The organism is Streptomyces sp. NPDC001980 (genome assembly GCF_040296885.1).
Classification (GTDB): domain Bacteria; phylum Actinomycetota; class Actinomycetes; order Streptomycetales; family Streptomycetaceae; genus Streptomyces.
The window spans coordinates 147049-169156 of sequence record NZ_JBEOYD010000009.1; the positions used below are offsets into that span (position 1 = coordinate 147049).

The 22108-nt window shown below is 69.6% G+C and carries 24 protein-coding genes; 17 read left to right on the top strand and 7 right to left on the bottom strand.

The window, feature by feature from the left end:
- Positions 1 to 4: 4 nt before the first annotated feature.
- From ABT137_RS16325 to ABT137_RS16345, 5 genes are all read right to left on the bottom strand, one after another.
- Entirely contained in the window at positions 5 to 1147 is a 1143-nt protein-coding gene (locus ABT137_RS16325) for an enoyl-CoA hydratase/isomerase family protein (protein WP_351708775.1), read from the bottom strand.
- 58 nt (positions 1148 to 1205) lie between these two features.
- Complete coding sequence (locus ABT137_RS16330) at positions 1206 to 1508, bottom strand: hypothetical protein (protein ID WP_089099578.1); 303 nt, start codon at positions 1506 to 1508, stop codon at positions 1206 to 1208.
- Positions 1509 to 1569: 61 nt separating this feature from the next.
- Positions 1570 to 2544: a hypothetical protein gene (locus ABT137_RS16335; protein ID WP_351708777.1), complete on the bottom strand. Its 975-nt coding sequence runs from the start codon at positions 2542 to 2544 to the stop codon at positions 1570 to 1572.
- Between the two features lie 68 nt (positions 2545 to 2612).
- On the bottom strand, positions 2613 to 3275 hold the full coding sequence (locus ABT137_RS16340) for a hypothetical protein (RefSeq protein ID WP_351708779.1): 663 nt from the start codon (positions 3273 to 3275) through the stop codon (positions 2613 to 2615).
- Between the two features lie 680 nt (positions 3276 to 3955).
- A complete protein-coding gene (locus tag ABT137_RS16345) occupies positions 3956 to 4633 on the bottom strand; it encodes a TetR/AcrR family transcriptional regulator (protein WP_351708782.1) in 678 nt (225 codons plus the stop codon).
- A gap of 178 nt (positions 4634 to 4811) precedes the next feature.
- Between ABT137_RS16345 and ABT137_RS16350 the strand changes: the two genes are divergently transcribed.
- The 8 genes from ABT137_RS16350 (at position 4812) to ABT137_RS16385 (ending at position 12555) form a co-directional block, all read left to right on the top strand.
- Entirely contained in the window at positions 4812 to 5648 is an 837-nt protein-coding gene (locus ABT137_RS16350) for an oxidoreductase (protein ID WP_351708785.1), read from the top strand.
- Between the two features lie 43 nt (positions 5649 to 5691).
- Positions 5692 to 6726 carry a type 1 glutamine amidotransferase family protein gene (locus ABT137_RS16355; RefSeq protein WP_351708788.1) on the top strand — a complete coding sequence of 345 codons (1035 nt, stop codon included), beginning with the start codon at positions 5692 to 5694 and terminating at the stop codon, positions 6724 to 6726.
- A 194-nt stretch (positions 6727 to 6920) separates the two neighbouring features.
- Positions 6921 to 8009, top strand: coding sequence for a lipocalin-like domain-containing protein (locus ABT137_RS16360; RefSeq protein WP_351708791.1), 1089 nt, complete (start codon positions 6921 to 6923; stop codon positions 8007 to 8009).
- A 791-nt stretch (positions 8010 to 8800) separates the two neighbouring features.
- Positions 8801 to 9040: a hypothetical protein gene (locus ABT137_RS16365; protein WP_365706376.1), complete on the top strand. Its 240-nt coding sequence runs from the start codon at positions 8801 to 8803 to the stop codon at positions 9038 to 9040.
- Positions 9037 to 10452 carry an MrpF/PhaF family protein gene (locus tag ABT137_RS16370; RefSeq protein ID WP_351708797.1) on the top strand — a complete coding sequence of 472 codons (1416 nt, stop codon included), beginning with the start codon at positions 9037 to 9039 and terminating at the stop codon, positions 10450 to 10452. Before ABT137_RS16365 ends, ABT137_RS16370 begins: the two co-directional genes overlap by 4 nt.
- 59 nt (positions 10453 to 10511) lie before the next feature.
- Complete coding sequence (locus ABT137_RS16375; RefSeq protein WP_351708800.1) at positions 10512 to 11306, top strand: hypothetical protein; 795 nt, start codon at positions 10512 to 10514, stop codon at positions 11304 to 11306.
- Positions 11303 to 11959 carry a hypothetical protein gene (locus ABT137_RS16380; RefSeq protein WP_351708803.1) on the top strand — a complete coding sequence of 219 codons (657 nt, stop codon included), beginning with the start codon at positions 11303 to 11305 and terminating at the stop codon, positions 11957 to 11959. The genes ABT137_RS16375 and ABT137_RS16380 overlap by 4 nt, the downstream gene beginning before the upstream one ends.
- Positions 11959 to 12555 (top strand): hypothetical protein, encoded by a 597-nt coding sequence (locus tag ABT137_RS16385; RefSeq protein WP_351708806.1) that lies wholly within the window; start codon positions 11959 to 11961, stop codon positions 12553 to 12555. Before ABT137_RS16380 ends, ABT137_RS16385 begins: the two co-directional genes overlap by 1 nt.
- Positions 12556 to 12564: 9 nt before the next feature.
- On the opposite strand, the gene ABT137_RS16390 is transcribed toward ABT137_RS16385, so the two are convergent.
- Positions 12565 to 13236, bottom strand: coding sequence for a hypothetical protein (locus ABT137_RS16390; protein ID WP_351708809.1), 672 nt, complete (start codon positions 13234 to 13236; stop codon positions 12565 to 12567).
- Between the two features lie 493 nt (positions 13237 to 13729).
- On the opposite strand from ABT137_RS16390, the gene ABT137_RS16395 reads away from it, so the two are divergent.
- From ABT137_RS16395 to ABT137_RS16435, 9 genes are read left to right on the top strand one after another with little or no spacing between them, the layout of a single operon-like run.
- Positions 13730 to 14461, top strand: a complete 732-nt coding sequence (locus tag ABT137_RS16395) for a hypothetical protein (RefSeq protein ID WP_351708812.1) — start codon at positions 13730 to 13732, stop codon at positions 14459 to 14461.
- Between the two features lie 17 nt (positions 14462 to 14478).
- Entirely contained in the window at positions 14479 to 15318 is an 840-nt protein-coding gene (locus ABT137_RS16400) for a hypothetical protein (protein WP_351708815.1), read from the top strand.
- Positions 15315 to 16622: a TadA family conjugal transfer-associated ATPase gene (locus tag ABT137_RS16405; protein WP_351708818.1), complete on the top strand. Its 1308-nt coding sequence runs from the start codon at positions 15315 to 15317 to the stop codon at positions 16620 to 16622. The genes ABT137_RS16400 and ABT137_RS16405 overlap by 4 nt, the downstream gene beginning before the upstream one ends.
- A gap of 30 nt (positions 16623 to 16652) precedes the next feature.
- Entirely contained in the window at positions 16653 to 17636 is a 984-nt protein-coding gene (locus tag ABT137_RS16410) for a type II secretion system F family protein (protein ID WP_351709229.1), read from the top strand.
- Complete coding sequence (locus ABT137_RS16415) at positions 17633 to 18553, top strand: type II secretion system F family protein (RefSeq protein ID WP_351708821.1); 921 nt, start codon at positions 17633 to 17635, stop codon at positions 18551 to 18553. The genes ABT137_RS16410 and ABT137_RS16415 overlap by 4 nt, the downstream gene beginning before the upstream one ends.
- A 59-nt stretch (positions 18554 to 18612) precedes the next feature.
- Positions 18613 to 18864, top strand: coding sequence for a hypothetical protein (locus ABT137_RS16420; RefSeq protein WP_351708824.1), 252 nt, complete (start codon positions 18613 to 18615; stop codon positions 18862 to 18864).
- A 51-nt stretch (positions 18865 to 18915) separates the two neighbouring features.
- Positions 18916 to 19368, top strand: coding sequence for a TadE family protein (locus ABT137_RS16425; protein WP_351708827.1), 453 nt, complete (start codon positions 18916 to 18918; stop codon positions 19366 to 19368).
- On the top strand, positions 19369 to 19788 hold the full coding sequence (locus ABT137_RS16430) for a TadE/TadG family type IV pilus assembly protein (RefSeq protein ID WP_351708830.1): 420 nt from the start codon (positions 19369 to 19371) through the stop codon (positions 19786 to 19788).
- Positions 19785 to 20246 carry a TadE/TadG family type IV pilus assembly protein gene (locus tag ABT137_RS16435; protein ID WP_351708833.1) on the top strand — a complete coding sequence of 154 codons (462 nt, stop codon included), beginning with the start codon at positions 19785 to 19787 and terminating at the stop codon, positions 20244 to 20246. Before ABT137_RS16430 ends, ABT137_RS16435 begins: the two co-directional genes overlap by 4 nt.
- A 153-nt stretch (positions 20247 to 20399) precedes the next feature.
- On the opposite strand, the gene ABT137_RS16440 is transcribed toward ABT137_RS16435, so the two are convergent.
- A complete protein-coding gene (locus tag ABT137_RS16440) occupies positions 20400 to 21944 on the bottom strand; it encodes a sigma-70 family RNA polymerase sigma factor (protein ID WP_351708836.1) in 1545 nt (514 codons plus the stop codon).
- Positions 21945 to 22108 lie beyond the last annotated feature (164 nt).

Below are 22108 nucleotides of genomic sequence, written 5' to 3' on the forward strand. Positions count from 1 at the left end.
GCGCTCAGCCCCCAAAGTCATTTTTTGCGATGGTATGCACCTTGTAGGCATCGAGGGCGCCCTTGATCGAACCATCGATGATACGGCCCGCCCTGCCCATGGGGGCGATTGCGTCGGCCCCCTTGATGAACTTCAAACCCGACACCAAGTTGATGCCCTGGGTGCCGAGAAACTGACCCTTGCGAATATTCTGCAATCCGCTTTCGACCGCCAAGGTCAGTCGGCTGCCGCCTTCACCCAGTTTCACCATGGGCACCGCTTTGATGGGGCCGAAGAGAACAAATGCCTTCCCGACGCTGGTTACACCGCGGTAGCCCTCGCCGAGCTCTGCGGCCCGTGCGGCCGCGTTGGCGCCCTTCGCGAGTTCTGCGCTGCCTGTGAGCCCCTTGACACCAGGCAGGACACCGAGGGCGTCGAATCCGATCTCGGTCCAACTGACGTCCGCGCCTGCTGCTTTGGCAACCAGATGGGTCAGGAGGGCTGCGCCGCTCGTAATCATCGCTGCGACGGCGAAGATGGCGCCTAGGGGTTCGAAGGGAGCGGTGATGATGGCGAGGAGTCCCAGTACACCGCTGGCCAGGCTGAGGAGGTCGCCGATCGCCTTGAAGACGTCCGCGTGATCTTTGATCCAGTCGCCGGTGGCGTCCCAGGCACCCTCGATACCCTTGCCGAGTTTGTCCCAGAAGCCTGGCTCGTCGGGCGCGATGTCGCCGGCCTTGTCGAGCTCCTTGCTGACCTGACGGGCGGCTGCCCGGTAGTCCGCCTCCAGTTCATGGACCTTCTGGATGACGCCGTCCACGGCGCTCGAGGCTTTGGCGAGTTCGTCGCTGCCCTTGCCGGCGGCCTTCCCTTCGGCCTCGGCCCTCGCGTCGAGTTTTTCCCCGGCGCTCTTCTCCAGCCGGTCCGCCCGGTCCTGGAAGTCCTGGAGGTCGCCTGCCCAGCGGTGCAGGGCGCGCGAGGCCTTGTCGAAGGACTCGTGGCTCTTGCGGATGAGCGGGGTGACGTCTTGGCCGACGTACTCGCTGAAGGCGATCGCGGTCTTGCCCTTCCAGGCACCGGTCTCGATGCGTTCCAGCTCGCTCAGCGCCGTACCCAACTCGCCGGCCAGCTTGCCGAGCTGTTTTGCGAGGTCCCGGGTGTCCTCCACGCTCCCCGGCGTGGGGTCCCAGCCTATGTGGGGGAAGGCAGGCCGTTGCCCAGCCACGTCACTTGCCCTTCTGCTGGGGAGCCTTGAGGGACTCGGCCAGGTCCAGGTCGAGCTTGCCGAAGCTCTCGCCGATCTTGTTGATCATCTTCACGGCGCCCTGGGTGTGCTTGCCCAGCTGCTTGATGCCGTAGCCCCAGTCGTCGGCGAAGTCCTGGACGTCTTCGACGAGTTGCTTCTCGCCGACGGCCGAGGCGTCCGCGCTGCGGAGGGTGCGGCGGGTGGTCTCCATGCGGTCGCTGATGGACGAGAAGGTCTTCTTCAGGTCCTGGAAGATCGTGTCTTCGAGGCGCAGGTCACTCATGTCGGATTCCGGTCTCCTGGAGCAGCCCGGAGCCGGAGCTCGGCGGGCCGCCCACGTCTCGTCAGCGGTTGACCGCCTGGATTTCCTTCACGGTCACGTTCTGCTCGTACGTCGACAGGCCGTCGGGCAGGCCCGGCTGCCGTGCGGGTCCGTCGGGGTCGGCCGAGTCCGTCCAGGTCACCTTCCAGGTGATCGACGCCTTGAAGGGGTAGGTGCCGGTTCCGGACGAGCGTTGGTAGGTGACGTTGCAGGCCGCGTCCTTGCTGTCGACCGTGTAGCCGTCGTTGCCCTTCACCAGGTCGTACGTGCAGGTCTGCGGATCGGCGTCCGACGTACCCGCGTCGACCCTGAGGGCCACGGGAGTCGCGACGGTCGTCGCGGCCATCGCGACGCCCTTGTAGTTGATGCTGGCGGTCGTCCAGACCCGGTCGAAGTTCCCCTCGAACTTCACCCGCGTACCGAGGTTCACCTTGAGTCGGTCCGGGCTCGGGCTCAGCACCACGGGCGGCTTCGGCAACTTCGTGGAGTTGTAGGCGAGTTCGGAGAGGATCTCCGGAGTCAGCTGGTTGGGATCCGCCTTCGGCTGGGCGGGCGGGATCCAGATCTCCCAGTTGGCTGGGGTCACGGGACAGGCGTCGGTGTAGTTGTCGTTCCGGAACTGCACCTGCCACCACAGGCCCTTGTCGCCCTTGTGGTAGTCCTCGTCGGCGCGCTTCTTCGCGTAGCTCGCGGCCGGTTCCTGGGCGCCCTTGTACGAGGACTTGATGAAGTCCTCGTACTCGTCCGGCGAGTACATCGGCTCGTACCAGCAGACGGGGGGCTTCCAGTTGGCGTTCGAGGAGGTCGTGGTCGCGGTGGAGGTGGACGAGCCAGTCGTCTTCTGGTTGATGCGGATGTGGGCGCCGATGGTGCCGGCGCCCGAGTCGGCGCCGGAATCCGAACCGGAGCCGGTGCCGGAGTCGGCGGGCGGTTGATCAGTCCGAGTGCCGCCCCCCTTGCCATCGACCTGGCCGTCCCCCGCGTAGGCGGGAGACAAGGGCCCGATGGCCACAACGAGAGTCGCCGCAACGAGTGTCCCGAGAAGCGGACAAGCGGCTGTTGACCTCAGCCCTGTACGCACGCGGAGTCCGCCTTCTTCCAGGTCTGCTCGGTCACCTGCCAGTCACCGCGTGAGTCCTTCGCGGCCTGAAGCGTGTAGAAGATGAAGTCATCATTGCTCGGCTTGGTGCGCAGCACCTTGCCGGTCTTGATTTCCTTGCTGTAACCCTTGCTCTGGTCCTCGCAGTAACGGACGGCAGCCGTCTTGCCGCTCGCTACATCCGTGACCTCGAAGTTGAAGAAGCGGTAGTGGCCAGTGACGGTGAGGCCTTCTTTTCTGACCGTCGCAACTCGCTGAGTCCAGTATGAAAGGGCCGATGCGGCGAAGTAGCGGTTCATGTTGGCCGTCTGGCCCTGGCCCTTGGCGAAGGCTTCGAGCCGAGCCTGTGCCGAGTAGGCGACGTCCCGCAGGACGGCGTCCTTCGTGGCGTCCCCGGTCGACTGCCGCTCCACGGTCGTGTCGATGTCCGATGGATAGGCAAACGCCGGCGCGTTCTTGTCGGCCGAGGCGGAGGGCGAGGGCGACGGAGAGCTCGACCCTCCCGTACCGGCCCCCGAGATCTTGTCGTTGTTGCCCTTGGCGCTGTCGTCCCCGCCTCCGCACGCCGTCAGCAGCAGAGCTGCGGTCGCGGCGAGCGCGGCGGCAACGGGCATGGTGCGGCGCTTCACTGTGGACTCCCCCGTGAGACAGATGTTTGGCAAGGACACAAACGCTATCTGCGAGGTTCTCGATTCGCCAGCGCGAACTTCCTTGCCAACGTGGGCAATATGGTGTGAACCGGATGCGACGTGGCTGGTCCGTTTTCTTATCGTGCCCCCGCCGGTGTGTGCTCAGCCCTCCGGCCCGGTCTGCCTCGGCAGGTGCGCGTGCACCTCGCTGCGCGTCTTCTGGGTGACGACGGTGAATCAGGGCTCGGGGCGCGGCTGGGCTGATGCCGGCGTCGGTCGACCCGTTGGTCCAGTCGGTGATCGAGTTGTGCGAGCACTGCGACGTCGTGCCGCGGCAGTTCACGCCGACGGCGCTGGGGCGCTGGACCGGTAGCGGTCGATGTGGCCTTGGGCGCGACCGGCCGGTGGCGGCACCCCGTGCGGCTGGTGCGCGTCAGGAGCGATCTGGCCCCTGGTGATGTCCCGCTGTTCGGCAAGGAAGCCTGAACTCCGTTGAGCGGTTCGGTTGCGGGGGCCCAGGTCCCCTCCTGCGCCCCGCTCCGTCCATGCGCGGATCCGAGGCGGAAGGTGCCGGAGAGGGATGGCCGATCGGCGCGAGCCGATGGCGGCGCGGGCCGATGGCGGCGCGAGACCTCTGCCGACGCGGCGCTTGAGCCCGCGCTCGGTTGGTCCCGCTGGGATCACCGTTCGGATTGGGCCAGCAGGCCGATCAGGTAGACGGCGATCGAACGTTCGAGCGTCGCGGCGAAGGGGGTACGGATGAATACGAGACTCGGATCGCCGGCGTAGGCGGTCCGCACGGCCTCCGCCGGATGGCTGTGCGTCCACAACGCTCCGACGAGGATGATCGTCATGCCGGCCGCTTCGGCGGCCTCCTGGTCGCCGAGCTCGGGCAGGATCTCCCGCAGCATGGCTGCCAGACCGGCAAGACCTTCGTGGGCCCCCCGCTTGTATTTCGCGGCCAGCTCGGCGGAGACATTGTGCTCAAGGATGCCGGCCTGGGCGCTGAGCAGTTCGCAGAGCATCTTTCGGGACGCGAACGATGTGGCCAGTCCCGATGCCACCGCCTCGGCTCTCGTGATCGCGGGACCGGTCCGGTCGATGCAGGCGGGCAGCTGATCGACCACCTCCGTCAGAAAATCGCGGGTCAGGCTCTCGAGGAGGTCCAGAAGGACCGCCTCCCGCGACTCGAAGTAGCGCATGACGTTGGACTTCGCCAGTCCCACGCGGCGGCTGAGCTCATTGAGGCTCAGGGCTGAGACCGGCATCTCGCTGAGCATGGTCGCCGCTGTCTCCAGGATGCTCCGGCGGCGTACTTCGCGCTGCTCCTCGTTTCTGGCGCGCTGGAACGTGTTCATGCGGACATATTACAGACCCCCGGTACCTTGCTTAAAGACCGAAGGTCTCTTATGCTCGAAGAGCCCGCCGGTCTGTTAGGTGGGGCGGAAGCCACTGATCACCCTGGACCGGCCTCCGCCCCGCGCCTGACCGCTTCCAAGCCCCAGTGCGCTGGGACACGACTCGCAAGGAGCGGCAATGACGAAAAAGGTAGCCCTGGTCACCGGTGCCTCCTCAGGGATCGGCGAAGCCGCCGCTCGACAGCTTCAGCAGGCCGGCTTCATCGTCTACGGCGCGGCCCGGCGCATCGACCGGATGAACGGCCTGGCGGAGTCCGGCGTGCGAACGCTCTCGCTCGACGTCACCAGTGAGACCTCGGTGAACAATGCGGTCGCCGAGGTCATCGCGGCCGAGGGGCGCATCGACGTTCTCGTCAACAACGCCGGCTACGGCTCGTACGGCGCGCTGGAGGACGTTCCCATGGAGGAGGCCCGCGCACAGATCGAGGTGAACGTGTTCGGCCTGGCGCGCCTGATCCAACTGGTCCTGCCGCACATGCGCGCCCAACACAGCGGCACCATCGTGAACATCAGCTCCATGGGCGGACGGTTCGCCACTCCCATGGGCGCCTGGTACCACGCCAGCAAGTACGCAGTCGAAGGCCTCAGCGACGCGCTGCGCCTGGAACTCAAGCGGTTCGGCATCGACGTCGTACTCATCGAGCCCGGCTCCATCCGGACCGACTGGGGTGCGATCGCGGCCGGCAAGCTGCGTGCCACCTCCTCCCACGGCCCGTACGGCGAGCAGGCCGACGCGATGGCCACGTCCCTGGAGCGAAGCTCGCAGCCCGGCACCCGCATGACCTCACCCGCCACCGTCATCGGCAAGACCGTGACCAGGGCGGCGACCGCCCGGCGTCCGCGCACCCGCTACCGCGTCGGTTTCGGAGCGCGCCCCCTCATCTTCCTCAACAGGCTGCTGCCGGACCGCACCTTCGACGCGCTCGTCAAACGCTCGTCCGGTGTACCGGCGTGAAAAGCCCCCGTCCTGAAACCAACTCCGAAGAGATGGAAAGACCATGACCGAATCGACCGCACCTCGGCCCAAGGCCCTGATCGTCCTGTCGTCGGCGCGCCGGCTCCCGCTGACTGAGCCCGCCGGCCACCCCGGGATACCGACCGGGTTCTTCCTCGTCGAACTCGCCGCCGTGATGGCGGAGTTCGAGAAGGACTACGACTTCATCCTGGCCACGCCGGACGGCCGGCTGCCGCAGCTCGACGTCAACGGACTCGCTCTCAACTTCCACGCTGCCGCCGGCCTCGGTCCCGCCACCGCCCGCACCACCATTCAGGCCGGAGTCGAGCGGTTCGGCCCCGAGAAGCTGCGCGAGAAGAACCCGGACCTCCTCAAGCGCCGCGAGAGCGAACTCGCCCTCGCCCACCGGCTCCTGGGCCGCATCCCGGTCTCCGAGCCGCTCCCCAGGACGGACGCGGAAGCCGTCTCCGTCCGCAGCGATGTCGTCGCGGGCTTCGAGGCATCGCCGCAGCGCGAGTACCTGTCCATCCAGCAGCTCATCGAACGGCACCGTGATCCCTCCTCCGACTTCTCGCTCGCGGACCTGGCCTTCGTGCACATGCCCGGCGGACACGCCCCGATGGTCGACTTCAACAACAACCCGTGGATGGGGGAGTTGCTCAACACACTCCGCGAGGTCGACGTCCCGATCTCCCTCATCTGCCACGCCCCGGTGGGCCTGACCTCGGCGCGCTACCGGGTCGACGGCGACGGGAAGGTCACGACCGATCCCGACCACGCCTTCAAGGGCGCACGCATCACCACCGTCCCCAAGTACGGCGAAAAGGTGATGCTCGCGTCCGGATACCCGAAGGTGCCCGGAGAACGCACACGCCTGACCTACTACGTCGACGTGGCACTCAAGGAGGCCGGTTACGACGTCAGCCTCACCCTCAACCCCTCGGCCGCCAGGGTGGTCTGGGACGCCGACCACTCCCTGCTGACCGGCAACGGACCCCAGGCCGTGGATGAGCAGGCTGCCCGCCTGGCCGAGATCGTGCGCGGCCGGTCACGCGACTCCTTGTCGCGCACGCGCTAGATGTACCCGGCCCTCCCCTCGGGCGCTGTCGTCCGGCCGGCAGACAGCCGCGCCGTGAGGGCGCGCCATGGTTGGCCGCAGTGGTCGCGGCCGAGTCCGCCGACGGGTGACCGGCCGGCCTGAACGGCCGACTCGCCAGGCGGGGGCACGAAGGACACCGAGGGATCAGAACACGTTACGAGAGGAGAGAACCGGTGCGCACAACGAACCGGATCCACGGACGCAGGGCCATGGCGATCGCGGTCGCCCTCGCCGGAGTCGCCACCGCGGGCTCTGTCGGAATGTCCGCGGCGGCCAACGCCGCAAACAGCCCCGCACGCACCATGTCGCAGGAGGCGTCGCGGCCTGGTCCGGGCGATGATCCCGGCTTCCCCACCTTCGTCCACATGCCCGCTGACCAGGCGGCTCACCCGAACGCCAAGCAGGAGTGGTGGTACACCGTCGGTCACATCCAGGCCGGCGGGCACAAGTACGGCTACGAGGTGCAGCTCAGCCGCAAGGGCATCACGCAGATCTCCATCACGGATGAAGCGAGCGGGGCGTACACCTCGGAGCAGCAGGTGTTCAAGCCCGACCAGTTCAGCACGTCCGCCGGCAAGCTCGACGTGCGGATGCCGAACGCATCACTGTCCGGCCCGCTCGACGCCATGCACCTGGAGGCAGAACTGCCCCGGCACCAGGGGACCCTGGACCTCACGCTGAAGGCCGTCGGCCCCACGCTGTACAACAACGGAACCGGCCTGTTCCCCTTCCTGGACGACACCAGCTACTACTACTCGCTCCCCAACTTGCGGACCACTGGCACCCTCACGCTGGACGGCTCAGCCAGACACGTCACCGGCACCTCCTGGCTCGACCGCCAGTGGGGCAACTGGAACTGGGACACGCTGCACAAGTGGACCTGGATGGCCGTACGGCTCGACAACGGACAGGTCCTCAACCTGTGGGACATGTTCGACAACAACGGAGAAAAGCACTGGGCCACCGTCCTCAGCCCCGACGGCACGCACCGTGTCGTCTCCGTCAACCCGCTCGCCCCACAGGCCACCCACTTCGAAACCAGCCCCACGACCGGCCAGCGCTACGCCGGTAAATGGACCGTCACGATCCCCGGCCTGAACACCGAGCTCGTCGTGACCGCCAGGCCCGTGCTCCAGGAAATCCAGGCCAACCAGCCGTTCACACCAGGAATCAACGAGGCCGACTCATCGGTGCGCGGCACCTACCAGGGGCAACCGGTCACCGGCGACGCCTACGTCGAGCAGTTCGGCCTCTGGAAGTAGAACGTGTCCGACGGTCCTTGGAGACATCACCCATCCTGATGGCGATCGCCGTGACGGTCCGCGTTCTGCCGTAGCCGTAGCCGTAGCCGTAGCCGTAGCCGTAGCCGGGGAAACCGAGCCCCTCGTACCGCACGAGCACAACAGGGCACCGCCGACGAAATATCCGCCGGCCACCGGCCTGGACCGCATCTCGCTCTCGCGCCGTCATCGACCGCTTCCGGCGCCGACGGCCCTCCTCGCCGCAGGATGTGCAGTTGGTCCCCGCAGAGCGGCCGGACCACCCACCACACGGCTGCTGGTCGAGCGCGGCGTGCAGGACGAGCTGGTACGTCGTATCGGCGCGAGGCCGTCGGCAGCAGGGCCGCGGTGAGTGCGGTAGCGGCGATGGCGGGCAGGGTGTGGTGCTTCAGCGTCGGCTCCCCGTGAGAATGGAGATCGGCAAGAGGGCGAACGCCAGCGGTGGAGTGCGTCGTTTCGCCACGGCGAACGTCCCGGCAAACTCGGTGCTCGCGGGTGAGCGGTGGTGTGGGACGGCAGCTCGCCGGACCGGTTGCGGGGGGTGCGTGAGCAGGACGTGGAGGCTGTGTGGTCCGCCGGATGACGGCCCGCTCCTTTGAGCTCCCTTTGCGGTCCGTTGGTTGTAGACCCGAAAACCCTCGACACACAGTGACCCTGGCCCTCTGCGTCTCGCGGGGCGGCTGGGTAGGTAGCTGTTCACGGGGGTAGTAGTGGCGGATCACGTCAAGGTGTCCACGACAGAGTTGCGGGAGATCAGCAGATCTGTCGCGAAGTTGAAGTCCAACTTTGAACATGCGAAGGATCTCGTCGACTCGTACGGCTCCGAGATCGGGTCCGGCGAGGTGGCCGATGCCCTCGGTGACTTCGCGGACGACTGGAAGAAGAAGCGCAAAGAGCTCTGCGACGGGCTGGAGTTCCTCGGGAAGACCGCGGGCGAGGCGGCGAAGGCCTACGACGGGGTCGATCAGCATCTCGCCGACGCGCTGGTCAAGGCTCAGCCGGGGGACAAGTGAGCGATCACGACTTCTCCGGCGTCGACTGGCAGACGGCCCGGTATGACGACAAGGAGTTCACGCCGGGCGATCCGTACGAGGTCGCCCGGCTCGGGAAGCGGATCTCCGACACCGCCAGGCTGATCGAGGAGCAGGCCGGCAAGCTGAACAACCTCGTCGACGGGAACGGGTGGGATTCCGACGCCGGGAGGGCGTTTACCACGAAGACCGGCGACACCGTCAAGCTGCTGAGCCAGTCGCATCAGCGGTATGCGGCGGCGGGGGCGGCACTCGGTTCGTCCGTGCCGTACGAGCCCATCGCCGACACCGTGCGGGAGAACTGGGCCACTGCCCTCAACCATGCGCAGAATCGCGTGCGTTCCGCTCTGAAGAAGGCCGCGGCTGCCGATGCCGACAGCAGTAGCTACCAGAAGCAGATCGATCAGCATCCGTCCGGTGACGACAACCACCCGGACAAGCAGAAGCTGAAGCGGCAGAAGGAGGCCTCGGACGGGGATCTCGACGCGGCGAAGCGGGAGCTCCGGGCCGCGCTCGACTACCGGGACACGCAGGCCGGGTATGCCGCCAAGGCGATACGGGACGCCATCGACCACGACGGGCTGAAGGATCCCAAGCACCACTGGTGGGACAACTGGAAGGACTGGGTCGCCGAGGTGGGGCATTGGGCGGGGGCGATCGCCGGCGTGCTCTGCGTCCTGGCGCTCGTGTTCGGAGCGATCCCCGTGCTCGGCGAGATCATCGTGGCGCTGGCCCTGGTGGCGTCGGTGGTCGCCCTCGTCTGCGACACGGTCTCTGCCTTGGACGGCAAGGGCACCTGGCTGGACGTCGCCATCGACGTCGTCGGTGTGCTGTCCTTCGGCGCCGGGCGAATCCTGGGCACGGCCGCGAAGGAAGCGGCCACCGCCGCGCGAGGGTCGGCCGCTTTGAAACAGTTCCTCGCCCTGCGGGAGCTGGGCGTGGACGCGAAGGTGGCAAGCGAGAGCGCGGAGGCGCTCACGGGAGTCAAGGCGGGCAAGATCAGTGAGGCCCTGGCGAAGGGGCCGAACAGCGTCCTGCCGAAGATGCGGTCGATCGTCAAGGATTCCCTCGACTTCAAGGCGTACTACAACGACATACGTGAGGCCATCACGAAGACGGCCCAGGACGACGGAATACTCGTCAAGGGCAAACTGCCCAGGCTGCTCGGTCTCTCAGACGCCGGGTTCAGGACCGTGGCCTATTCGCGGGCTGCTCTCTACCAGGCGAGCCAGATCCTGCCGACGGCCGCGGGCGTCATGAACGTGGCCCCCTTGCATTCCTGGGAACCGACCTCGCTGGAGCCCAACGCCTTCGACGGCCTGAAGCACACCAACGGCTGGGGCGCGAACGGAATCCCCTTCTACAACGGGCATCTGAAGGTCGCCGGAGGCTGAGACACCCGACGAGACCCGACCATCGCGAGGCCCATGAGGGCAAGGGGAGCAGAGAAGAAGTGGCACGGGAAGACGGTCGGACCGTCGACGAATTGTTCGCCGGACTCTCGCCGGCCAAGCAGCGCACGTTCGAGGAAGTCGGACTGGGCCTGCCGGAGTTGAGGCGGATCGCCGAAGAGGACGGCCATACGCGGCGCGTGCGGCGCATCCTGGACATCGACGGAGGAAAGCCGGAAGACACCACCGGCGTATGGCCCTGGATCCGACTGCCGCTGATCGCCCTCGTGGGTGTGGTCGGCTGTCTGGCGTCCACGTATCTGATCGACAGGTACGCGTTGTTCGTCGGCCTGGTCTGGGGCATGGCCGTGATCTGGGTGGCGGTCAAAGCCCCGCTGTTGCGCGGTGGCCCCGTCGTACGGGTGCTGGCCGTGGCCGCCTATGTAGTGCTGGTCTGGCTGGGGTCCCAGCAGGCCGACAAGTGGTATCTCCAGGTGCGCGGGCAGGAGACCACGGTCACGTATGCCAAGGCCGTCGACCGCGGGTCGCACGGTGTGACCACCCTGTACTGCCGTGTCAAGCTCCCGGACGGATCGATCCGCCAGGTGTTCAGGAACGACAAGTGGTGCACGGACGAGACCATGGTCGGGACGAGGACACAGGCGGTGGTCGACCCAGCAGGGCACTACCGGCCTTTCCTGGGACGCAAGTCGGACCTTGATGACGGCGTCATCGACTATCTCTGCCTGGGCGCCGCCGTCGTTCTCGTCCTCACACCGATGGCTGCCGCCGCCCTGAGTCCCGCGAGCAGGAGGCCCCGTAACCGGGGGGGTCGCCCGAGCGAGGCCGGCGTATGACCGGCGGCATCGAAACCCGCGCCGTCACCAGCGCCCCCGTCCCACCCCCCTCCGACTACCGCCTGGCCGTCCCCGACGGCTGGGAGCGGATCGTGCTGGACAGTCCGGAGCGCTGGACCCACCGCATCGACAAGCTGGTCAAGCGGGGGCTGCGGCGGACGCAGGCCACCCCGCAGCTGGAGGCCGCGCTCGCGGAGCGGATGCGGGCGCAGGCCGAGGCCGCACAGGCCAACGGCGGCGTGGAGATGTACGTCGTCAACCAGATCCTCGGCCAGGTCCCCGTCTCCGCCGGTCTGGTCGTGACGGTTCTGCGGCCGTCGCCCGGCACCGAACCCGGCGACCTCGGCGACATCGCCCGCTCCCTCGCCCTCCGCACCGACGCCGGTGACACCGGCGCCGACGACGTCACCCTCGTCGACCTCCCCGCCGGCCCCGCCGTACGCCACCGCTACCTCCGTCGGCCCGCCGCCGACGACCCCGACGGCAACAAGCTCGCCGTCGCTCATCTGGACGTCTACCTCGCCGTCCCGCACAGCGGCCAGCGGCTGCTGCTCTCCTTCTCGACGCCGACGGCACCGCCGCTGGAGCCGCTGGTGGAGGCCCTGGTCACGCTGTTCGACTCCGTCGCCCGCACCTTGCAATGGATGGCCTGATGCCCGAGTTCGCCGCCGCCACCGTCCGTCTGCGGACGCCGGAGGACGCCGTCGCGCTGCCCGTGCGCACGTCCGTCGAGCTGGGCGCTTGGGCCGCGGACGCCGCCCGGCGGCTCGTCGGCCCCGACACCCCCGACCCCAAGCTCCTCGACGCCCTCGCCGCCGAACTCCGCGCGGCCGCCGCCGACTCCCGTGGGCGTGGACCGGTCACCGCGCTGTCGTACGTGCCGGAGCCGCGGCTCGGTGAGCTCGCCCGGATCGAGTTGTCGGCGCTGGTCGCCGACGACACGTACCCGGCCGTGACCGTCGACCTCCTCCGGAGCTTCCTCGCCGCTCCCACCGCCGACTCCTACCGGCCGCCCGAGGCGGAGCTGCGCGCCCTGCCCGCCGGGCCCGCGGTGCGCGTCCGGCACGCGTATGTCCGGGACGTCGGCCGGGACGGGCTGGGGACGGTGATGGAGACGTGCGCGTACGGCATCCGGGCCGACGAGACGTGGGGGCTGGTCCTGCTGACGTCCTGGCAGGCGCCGGCCCACACGGACGCCCTGTGCGAGCTGACCGACGAACTGGCCCGGACCGTACGGGTCACGGCCTAGCCGGAACGGTCAGGCCGCCGTCAGGTGACCGACGAGGGGCTCGCCCTCCAGGGACGTCAGGCGGCACCACGAGCCGTCCGTGAAGGTGATCCGGAAGTCCCGTCCGCCGACGCTGAACGGCCGTCGTTCGACCGTGGCGACCGCGCTCAGCTCCGTCTCCCAGAGGACTTCCTCCCAGGGTTCCCTGGGGTCCTGGAGTCCGCCGAGGACCAGCAGGCGGCGGTCGGTCAGGACCAGGTGCGTGGTGTCCGTGTCGGGGCGGCGGGCCGGGTCGAGTTCCCAGGGGAGGGTACGGGCGACCGTGCCGGGGGCCGCCCACAGCACCGGGAAGTCCGTCTCCTCGTTCTCCGGGTCCTCGCTCCTGCCCAGCGAGCCGGAGCCGCCGGAGCCGCCGCCGGAGGGCACGTTGCCGTCGGAGACCACGGCCAGCGCGAGGACACCGAGGAGGAACACGGTCTTCAGGACGGCCCAGACCACGGGGCCGATCCTCGATCTGAGGCGGTATGCCGGGCCTGTCGGCCAGTCCGGCAACTCGCCCTGTATGTCGCGCCGTTCGGGGTCGCGGAACCAACGCCGGCCCTGGACCCGGTCCGCCGCGCCGGTCGCGAAGGACACCGGGGCGCGCGCCACGAGCTCCTCGCCCTCCGGGGGGTGCCAGGAGTGGCGCTGCGGCACGGTCACGGTCTGCCATCCTCACGGTCGTTCACGGCGGCGAAACCCGTTGTCCGGCCGGGTGGTCCGTGATCCCGTGATCCTAGTCGGGGCGCCGCCCGGAACCGGCCGTCGTCGTGAGCACTTCGTGCAGGCCTCATGGGCGCACGGTGACGGCGCCGGGGACGGACCGGCCGCGAGCAGGGTGGGGAGGATTCACCGGCGCACACTTCGGGATCCCTTGATGTGTCCGGAATCCCAACCGGCGTACAGGTCACCGCCGTTGCAGATCGCAACGACGATTTCAGTGAGGTCAAGGAGTCCGGCCGCGCCTTGAGGGGCTTATGTGCGGCTGATACGGTGCGATCGCTTGACACTCACCCCGCGGCCGAGTATTTGGCCGGTTCGGGGTGATTGGTGTGGAGTGTCCGCTTTCGCTGTGCCGGTAGGCAGGGTGACAAGCGTTGACAGGTTTTCAGAGTTCTTGACAGACACTGTCTTGGCTGTAACGGGGAGCGGTTGCGTGAAGATCCAAGAGCGTACGGGGGCGGGCGCCGGTCGTTCCGCCGGTCCGGCTCAGCCTTCGGCCGGTGACCGGCTTCCCACCGCGCCGCGCGAGCGCAAGCCCGCCCTGGCCGCGCTCGCCGTGCTGCTGATCCTGCTCGGCGCGCTGGGTGCGACGACGCTCGTGCTGCAGGCCGGCGACCGGATCGAGGTCATCAAGGTGACCGCCGACATCCAGCCCGGCGAGTCCGTGACCAACAGCGACGTGACGTCCGTGATGGTCGCGGCCGACGACAGCATCAACTACGTCAGGTGGTCCCAGCTCAGCACCCTGGAGACACTCAAGGCCAAGACGACCATCTACAAGGACACGGTCGTCATGGGGCAGATGTTCGGCACCGGGAGCACCCTCTCCGCAGGCAAGGCCGTGGTCGGTCTCTCCCTCAAGGAGGGCCAGTACCCCGCCAAGCTCAAGACCGGTGACGTCGTCGCCGCCTACCGTGTCAGCAGCAACGGCTCCTCCTCCGGCGACAGTTCCTCCTCCTCGTCGTCCGGCAGCAGCGACTCCCCGATCGTCAGCCAGGCCAAGGTCAGCTACGTACCGGACACCAAGAGCGGCGACAACTCCCTCGTCAGCAGCACCAACCTCGCCGTCACGCTCACCGTCGACAGTGGCGACGCCGCCGCGCTGGCCCAGGCCGCCGCCACCGGTTCGGTCGCCCTCGTCCTCGTACCCGGCAACGGCAACTAGAAGGCGGGCCCCACCCCATGGCGCTCATCGCAATCGCCGCCGACAAGGGTTCCCCCGGCGTCACCACCGCGGCCGTCGCGCTCGCCGCGGTCTGGCCGCGCCGGGTCCTGCTCGCCGAGGCCGACCCGGCCGGCGGCGACCTCGTCTACCGCAGCGCCGCCGCGCACGGCGGACCGCTCAACCCCAACACCGGCATGCTGTCCATCGCAGCCACCGCGCGACGAGGACTCGTCCCGGACCAACTCTGGGATCACGTGCAGCCGTTGAGCGGCGGTCTTGAAGTGCTCGTCGGGCTCGGCATAGCCGAGCACGCCGCCGGGCTCGCCGGGCTGTGGCCCACCCTCGGGCACGCCTTCGCCTCCCTCGCCGACTCCCCGAACGCCCCGGCCGACGTCATCGCCGACTGCGGACGGATCAGCGGCGACACCCCGGCCGTGGAGATGTTCCCGCACGCGGCGCTCGTGCTCCTGGTCTCCCGGACCGAGCCCGAGGCGCTCGCCCGGGTCCGGGACCGGGCCGCCGCCCTCGCGCAGAAGCTGCACGGCGGTCCGCGCGGCGCCGCCGCCCTCGCCACCCCGCTGATCGGGGTGGTCCTGATCGCCGACCCGTCCGGCGCCGGCAAGCTGGTCAACCAGGTCAACGACATGCTCGTGCACGCCCAGACCGGCGCCCGCGTGGTCGGCACCATCGCCGACGACCCGGCCGGCGCCGACCAACTGGCCGGCCGCAAGCGCGGGCGCCTCGACAAGTCCCTGCTCATCCGCTCGGCCCGCAAGGTCACCGCCGACCTCCACCAGCAGTACGGCGCCGCCTGGTCCGTACCGACGCAGGCGCCCCACGCGGGGGCCGGCCGATGACCGCTGTCGACCACCAGTTGGTCAAGCGGTTCCGGCAGGACGCCGGCGACCGGATCGCCGAGCAGCGCCGCCAGGACCAGACGTCCGGCGTGACGCCGATGTCCACCGAGGACGAACGGCAGTACGCCCGCGCGGTCATAGCCCAGATCCTGGAGGAGTACGCCCGCGCGGAGATCAACACCGGGCGCACCCCGCTGGACGCGGAGACCGAGGAGCAGTACGCGGCCGCCGTGCACGCGGCGCTGTTCGGCGTGGGACGGCTGCAGCCGCTGCTCGACGACCCGGACGTCGAGAACATCGACATCAACGGGTGCGACCAGGTCTTCGTCGGGTTCAGCGACGGACGGGAGGCCGTCGGGGATCCCGTCGCGGAGACCGACGAGGAGCTCATCGAGCTGATCCAGGTGCTCGGCGCCTACTCCGGTCTGTCGTCGCGGCCCTTCGACTCCGCCAACCCGCAGCTCGACCTCCGGCTCCCCGACGGCTCCCGGCTCTCCGCCGTCATGGACGTCACCCGGCGGCCCGCGCTCTCCATCCGCCGCGCCCGCATGGGCAAGGTCTTCATCTCCGACCTGGTCGGGAACGGGACGCTCACGCCCGAGGTCGCGCACTTCATGGCCTGCGCCGTCCGCGCCCGCAAGAACATCATGATCGCGGGGGCGACCAACGCCGGCAAGACGACACTGCTGCGCGCCCTCGCCAACGAGATCCCGCCGCACGAACGGCTCATCACCGTCGAGCGCGCGCTGGAGCTCGGGCTCGACACCTTCCACGACCTGCACCCGAACGTCGTCGCGTTCGAGGAGCGGCTGCCCAACTCGGAGGGCCAGGGCACCATTTCCATGGCCGAGCTGGTGCGCCGGTCGCTGCGTATGAACCCCTCCCGGGTCATCGTCGGCGAGGTCCTCGGCGACGAGATCGTCACCATGCTCAACGCGATGTCGCAGGGCAACGACGGGTCGCTGTCCACGATCCACGCCAACAGCTCCAGCGAAGTCTTCAACCGCATCTCGACCTACGCGCTCCAGGCCTCCGAACGGCTGCCCATCGAGGCCAGCCAGATGCTGATCGCGGGCGCGGTGAACTTCGTCGTCTTCATCCAGCGGCGCAACAACTACCAGACCGGCGGCCGCCTCCAGCGCATGGTCACCTCGGTCCGCGAGGTCAACGGCGTGGACGGCAGGGTGCTGTCCAGCGAGGTGTTCGCGGAGGCCCACGACGGCCGGGTCGTCCCGCACGCGCCCATAGCCTGCCTGGAGGACCTGATGGCCTACGGCTACCAGCCGCACGGGGCGTGGGGGTGACATGACATGAACCTGGACTCCCTGGGCTCCATGGGCGGGCTCTTCTCCACCACCGTCCTCTACGCCCTCGGCTGCGGTGTCGCCGCCGGCGGCGGACTCGCGCTGCTGGTCCTGGCGGTGCGCGGCCTGCCCGCCAAGCCTGACCACGAGAAGCAGAAGGCGAACGAACGGGCCGCCGAGCTCATCCGGTTCGCCGGCCAGCGCGGCTCCCTCGCCGCCATCGTCGGCCTCGTCGTGCTGCTGCTGACCCGCTGGGCGGTGGCCGGCATCGCGGCCGGTGTCCTCGTCTTCTTCTGGGACAGGCTGTTCGGCGGCGCCGCCGAGGAGCGGGCCGCGATGAAGCGCGTGGAGGCCCTCGCCTCCTGGACCGAGTCGCTGCGCGACACCATCGCCGGCGCGGTCGGCCTGGAGCAGGCCATCCCGGCCTCCGCCCGCGCCGCCGCGCCCATCCTCCGCCCGCACCTCGACGCCCTCGTCGACCGGCTGCGCGCCCGCACCCCGCTGCCCGACGCGCTCCAGCACCTCGCCGACGAGATCGACGACGCCTCCGCCGACATCATCGTGGCGGCGCTCATCCTCAACGCCCGCCTCCGCGGCCCCGGTCTGCGCCAGGTCCTTGGCGCGCTGGCCAAGTCGTCGCGAGAGGAAGTGGACATGCGCCAGCGCGTGATGGCCCAGCGGGCGTCCACCCGGCGCTCGGTGCAGATCGTCGTCGCCGTGTCGGTCGCGTTCGTCCTCGGCCTCGCCGTCTTCAACCGGGACTTCGTGGAGCCGTACGGCACCGCCGTCGGCCAACTGGTCCTCGCCCTGGTCTGCGGGCTGTTCGCGCTCGGCTTCTGGTGGCTGCGCAAGCTGTCCACCATCGAGACCCCGGAACGGTTCCTGGTCCGCGACCAGTCCTCCGTGCAGTTCGTACGACCGCCCCGCACCGCTCCCGGCCAGCCCGGTCAGCCGGGCCAGTCCGGTCCGGTCGGTCAGCAGCCGCTGCCCACCGAGGATGGAGTACGCCGGTGAATCTCACGATGCCGATCGTCGTCGGCGTGACCCTGGGGCTGGGCGTCTACGTCCTGATCCGTGCCCTGATGCCGTCCAGGCGCAGTGCGGTGGCCCAGGTCGCCAGGATCGACGCGATGCGGGCGCGCGGCGCGGCCTACGAGTCGGCACGGCGGACGCAGGACACCGGCCGGCTCGGCACGCTGCGCGCCGAGGTCGGCGACCGCGTCGCCGACTTCTACCGGCAGCAGGGCTGGGAACAGCGCTCGCTCCGCGCCGACCTCGCCGTGCTGGACCGCAGCTGGGAGAAGTTCCTGGCGACCAAGGTGCTGCTCGCCGCGGCCGGCCTGATCTTCGGGCCGTTCCTGTTCGCCGTCGTCTACACGATGGGCTTCGGCCACAACCCGGTCATCCCGGTCTGGCTGGCCCTGGCCTGCGCGGCCCTGTTCTTCTTCCTGCCCGACCTGGAGGTACGACGGGACGCGGCCGAGAAGCGCCGGGACCTGAGGCGCGTGATCGGGGCGTACCTCGACCTGGTGTCGATGAGCCTCGCCGGCGGCCGCGGCCTGCCCGAGGCCCTGATGGCGGCCGCCGAGGTCTCCGACGGCTGGGCCAACCAGCGCATCCGCAACGCCCTCGCCGACGCCCGCATCACCGGCGTCAGCCAGTGGCAGGCGCTGGGCGCGCTCGGTGAGGAACTCGGCGTGGAGGAGCTCAAGGACCTCTCCGCCTCCCTCGCCCTGGTCGCGGACGACGGCGCCAAGGTCCGCGAGTCCCTGGCCTCCCGTGCCGAGACCATGCGCCACCGCGAACTCGCCGAGATCGAGGGCAGCGCGGGCGAGAAGTCCCAGTCGATGCTCGTCGCCCAGCTGCTGCTGTGCGCGGGCTTCCTGGTTTTCCTGATCTTCCCGGCGGCGATGCGGGTGTTCCAGGTGTGAGCTGACGTGAGCTGAGTCGAGAACCTTCGCCAACTGCTGTTTCGAGAGGACAAGTCATCATGAACACACGGAACTTCAGCACCGGGATGCCGGCGGTCGACTTCCTGGTCACCTTCCTCCAGGGCCGGGTGCAGCGCGCCCGCTCCGGCGAACTCGACCGCGGCGCCTCCGCCGTCGAGTGGGTCATCATCTCGGCGGTCGTCGTGGCGATCGTCGGCGTGGTGGCGGCCATCATCAACGCCGCGCTGAGCGACGGCGCCAACAAGGTCGGCAACTGCATCAAGGGCGCCAACGCGAGCGGAACCTGCTGAGCGGCCGGGCGCGACCACGACGGGGATGACGGGGTGACGGGGGTGACGGGGATGTCTGCGGGCGTGAGCGGAGGCCTGCGCGGCTGGATACGCCGCCGGACGGCGGCCGCGCGCGGCGACTCGGGCATGACCGCGATCGAGTTCGTGTTCCTCACCCCTGTCCTGTTCTTCATGATCTTCGCGACGGTGCAGTTCGCGCTGTACTTCTTCGCCGACCACGTGGCCCAGGCGGCGGCCCAGGCCGGCGCCCGCAAAGCCCGCGCCACCGCCGACGCGGAGCCCGGCGCCTGGCGCGGCGAGGCCCAGGACGTGGTCGACTCCTACATCAGGCAACTCGGCCCGCAGCTGGTCCTGTCGCCCGACGTGAAGATGGTCCAGCCGGAGCAGACCACGGTCGGCGTCGAGATCACGGCCCGCATCCCGACGGTGTTCCCGGGCCTGGACCTGACGGTGCACGCACGGTCCGCGGGGCCGGTGGAGCGGTTCGTGGAGGACAAGAACTAGATGTCCGCCGTGGAGAAGAGAGCTCTGGACGACGACCGGGGGCTGTCGACCGTCGAGGTCGTCATCCTCGCCCCGGTCATGATCCTGTTCATTCTGGTTCTGGTCGCCTTCGGCCAGCTCGTCGACGGGCGTGGGGCGATCGACGGCGCCGCGCGGGACGCGGCCCGCGCCGGGTCCATCCAGAAGGACCACGCCACGGCCATGTCGGAGGCCCAGAAGGCCGCCGAGGCCGACCTGTCGGACGTCTGCTCGGGGCCGGTCTCCGTCGTACAGACCAGCGCCGGCTTCCAGTCCGGCACCATCTTCACGGTCGAGGTGAGCTGCGAGGTGAGGGGTCTGGCGATGCTGGGCCTGGACATCCCGACGACCCTCTCCTCGACGTTCTCCTCGCCCCTCGACCCGCTCCGGAGGGCGGCATGAGCCTTGCGGTGCTGCGCAGTTGGTGGACCGCGCGCCGGCTCCGTCTCGACGACCGGGGCTCGGGCGCGGGCGCGGTCATCATCTTCGCCCTGGTCTTCCTCTCCCTGTCGGCGTTCGTCATCGACGGCGGCCTGTCCATCTCCAAGCGCGAACGGGCCGCCGACATCGCGGAACAGGCCGCCCGTTACGCGGCCCAGGACCTCGACCTGGACAAGCTGTACGAGAACCAGGGCGAAGCGCCGATCAACTTCCAGGACTGCGACGCCCGGGTGAAGACCTTCGCCCGCGAGATGGACATGTCCACCGCCGACATCGCGGGCACCCACTGCATCGCCGCCGACACCCAACAGGTCCAGGTCGAGGTCCAGTTGACCTACGAACCGGTCTTCACGGGCATGTTCTACGGCGGCGCGATCGTGGTGCACGGCGAGGCTACGGCGGAGAACGAGGTCGGCTAGGCGCTCCGCTGGAGGTGCCGCGATGTGCCGTCTGCCGTCTGCCGTCTGCCGTCTGCCGTCTGCCGTCAGCGGCGCCGTCGTGGCTGGTCGCGCGGTTCCCCGCGCCCCTAAAGTGGCGCTGCCGAACCGCAGCTGACTTCAACGGACCCCCGCTCAGGCCTCAGGAGCCGTGCGACTGCGGCTGTCGTCGTCGTTGCCGCCGTGGGTACGGCCGTTGCCGTGACCGTGCCGGGGCGGGCAGTCGTCGCCGGGTGGAGTGACCGGGTCCGGGTCGGCCGGGTCCGGGGCCGGGTCCGAGACGGGCGGCGGATCCACGGGAGCCGGGTCCGCCGGGGGAGCGGGATCGGCGGGCGGCGTCGGCTCGGCCGGTGGTGCCGGGGGTGCCGGGGGAGTGGGGGCCGGGGTTGTGGGCGCGGGGGGCGGCGTCGGCTCCGTCGGCGCGGGCGGAGTGCTGCCACCGTCGCCGTCCCCGGTCCCGTCCCCGTCGCCTCCTGGGGAGTTCCCACCGGGCTCCGCCGTCGAGCCGCCGTCGCCGTTGCCGCCGGCCGTCGGCGGCGGCGCCGTGGGCCCGGACGCGACCGCGCCGTCCGCGCCGTCGTCGTCCGCGACCTGCGGCGGTGCCGCCTCCGCTCCGCCCTGACCCGGTGTCACCGTCGGCCGCGTGGCGGGCGCGTCCTTGGGAACCGACGGCTGTTCGGCCACCGGTACCTGTGCCGCCGGCGCGTCGGCGACCGGTGTCCGCTGCGCGGGGACGGAGGCGGACTGGCCGGGGCCGAGTATCAGCACCAGCGCCGCCGCACCGGCCGCCATCGCGCCCGCCGCCGCGACCACCACCGGCGCCTTCGCGCCGGCGACACCGGTGGCCTGCCGTACGCCGTGCAGCAGCCCGCTCCCCGCTCCGCCGCCGCCCGCGTGGCCGCCCGCCGAGGCCCCGGCCGCGGTCAGGGTCAGCAGGAACCTGCCGGCCGTGCCGCCCACCGCGAACACCAGCAGGGCCGGCCCGACCAGGGCGGGGAGCCGGTCGTTGGCGCTCATCAGGGCGGCGAGCCGGGTCCGGCAGTCCGCGCAGGTGTCCACGTGGCCGAGCAGCCGGTCGGACTGACGTTCCGTCGCGGCACCCCGCACGTACGCGGGCATCCGGCTCCAGTGGACCTGGCAGGCGGGGTCGTCCGGGGCCCCGGTCTGGGTGCGCAGGAAGGCCTGCCGCATCCCCTCCCGGGCGCGGTGCAGCAGGACGGCGGTGGCGCCCTCCTTGGTGCCCAGCTGCGGCCCGATCTGCGCCAGCGGCTGGCCCTCCGCCTCGGCCAGCCAGAGGGCCTTGACCCAGCGTTCGGGCAACTGGGCCAGGACGCGGACGAGCAGGTCGACGGAGGAGACGTGCTCGGCGGGGTCCTCGCCGTGCCGGCCGGACTCGGCCTGCTCGTCCTCGTGCGGGTCGCGGGGCGTCTCGTGCGCGGCACCGTTCGCGGCGTACGCGAGATGCCGGACGGTCGTCGTCAGGTACGCCGACACGTTGTCGATCTCGTGCCCCTCGGCCAGCCGTCGCCAGACCCGGAAGTGCGCCTCGGCGACCAGGTCTTCGGCGACCCAGGCGTTGCGGGTGAGGGAGCGGGCGTACGCGACGAGCCGCGGCTGCTGTTCCTCGTATATCCGGGCGTAGGCGGTGGTGCTGATCACTGCAGAGGAACCGTCGTGCATGGCGGAACGCTCCAGTTGCCGGCGCAGGGGCGGGAGAAGGTTTGTCAGCGTAGATGACGAAACGTTCAAGCAAAGTTTCAAGCGCATCGGAAAGTGACACATGTCACTCAAGTCGCTTGTGTTTCCGGCGTAATGAGCCCGTGGTCAAGCGCTCTCACTTGTAC

Coding starts and splice junctions, on each gene's coding strand:
- ABT137_RS16330 (WP_089099578.1), bottom strand. CDS start 1,508: ATGAGTGACCTGCGCCTCGAAGACACGATCTTCCAGGACCTGAAGAAG.
- ABT137_RS16345 (WP_351708782.1), bottom strand. CDS start 4,633: ATGAACACGTTCCAGCGCGCCAGAAACGAGGAGCAGCGCGAAGTACGC.
- ABT137_RS16350 (WP_351708785.1), top strand. CDS start 4,812: ATGACGAAAAAGGTAGCCCTGGTCACCGGTGCCTCCTCAGGGATCGGC.
- ABT137_RS16355 (WP_351708788.1), top strand. CDS start 5,692: ATGACCGAATCGACCGCACCTCGGCCCAAGGCCCTGATCGTCCTGTCG.
- ABT137_RS16380 (WP_351708803.1), top strand. CDS start 11,303: ATGACCGGCGGCATCGAAACCCGCGCCGTCACCAGCGCCCCCGTCCCA.
- ABT137_RS16385 (WP_351708806.1), top strand. CDS start 11,959: ATGCCCGAGTTCGCCGCCGCCACCGTCCGTCTGCGGACGCCGGAGGAC.
- ABT137_RS16400 (WP_351708815.1), top strand. CDS start 14,479: ATGGCGCTCATCGCAATCGCCGCCGACAAGGGTTCCCCCGGCGTCACC.
- ABT137_RS16405 (WP_351708818.1), top strand. CDS start 15,315: ATGACCGCTGTCGACCACCAGTTGGTCAAGCGGTTCCGGCAGGACGCC.
- ABT137_RS16410 (WP_351709229.1), top strand. CDS start 16,653: ATGGGCGGGCTCTTCTCCACCACCGTCCTCTACGCCCTCGGCTGCGGT.
- ABT137_RS16420 (WP_351708824.1), top strand. CDS start 18,613: ATGAACACACGGAACTTCAGCACCGGGATGCCGGCGGTCGACTTCCTG.
- ABT137_RS16425 (WP_351708827.1), top strand. CDS start 18,916: ATGTCTGCGGGCGTGAGCGGAGGCCTGCGCGGCTGGATACGCCGCCGG.
- ABT137_RS16430 (WP_351708830.1), top strand. CDS start 19,369: ATGTCCGCCGTGGAGAAGAGAGCTCTGGACGACGACCGGGGGCTGTCG.
- ABT137_RS16435 (WP_351708833.1), top strand. CDS start 19,785: ATGAGCCTTGCGGTGCTGCGCAGTTGGTGGACCGCGCGCCGGCTCCGT.
- ABT137_RS16440 (WP_351708836.1), bottom strand. CDS start 21,944: ATGCACGACGGTTCCTCTGCAGTGATCAGCACCACCGCCTACGCCCGG.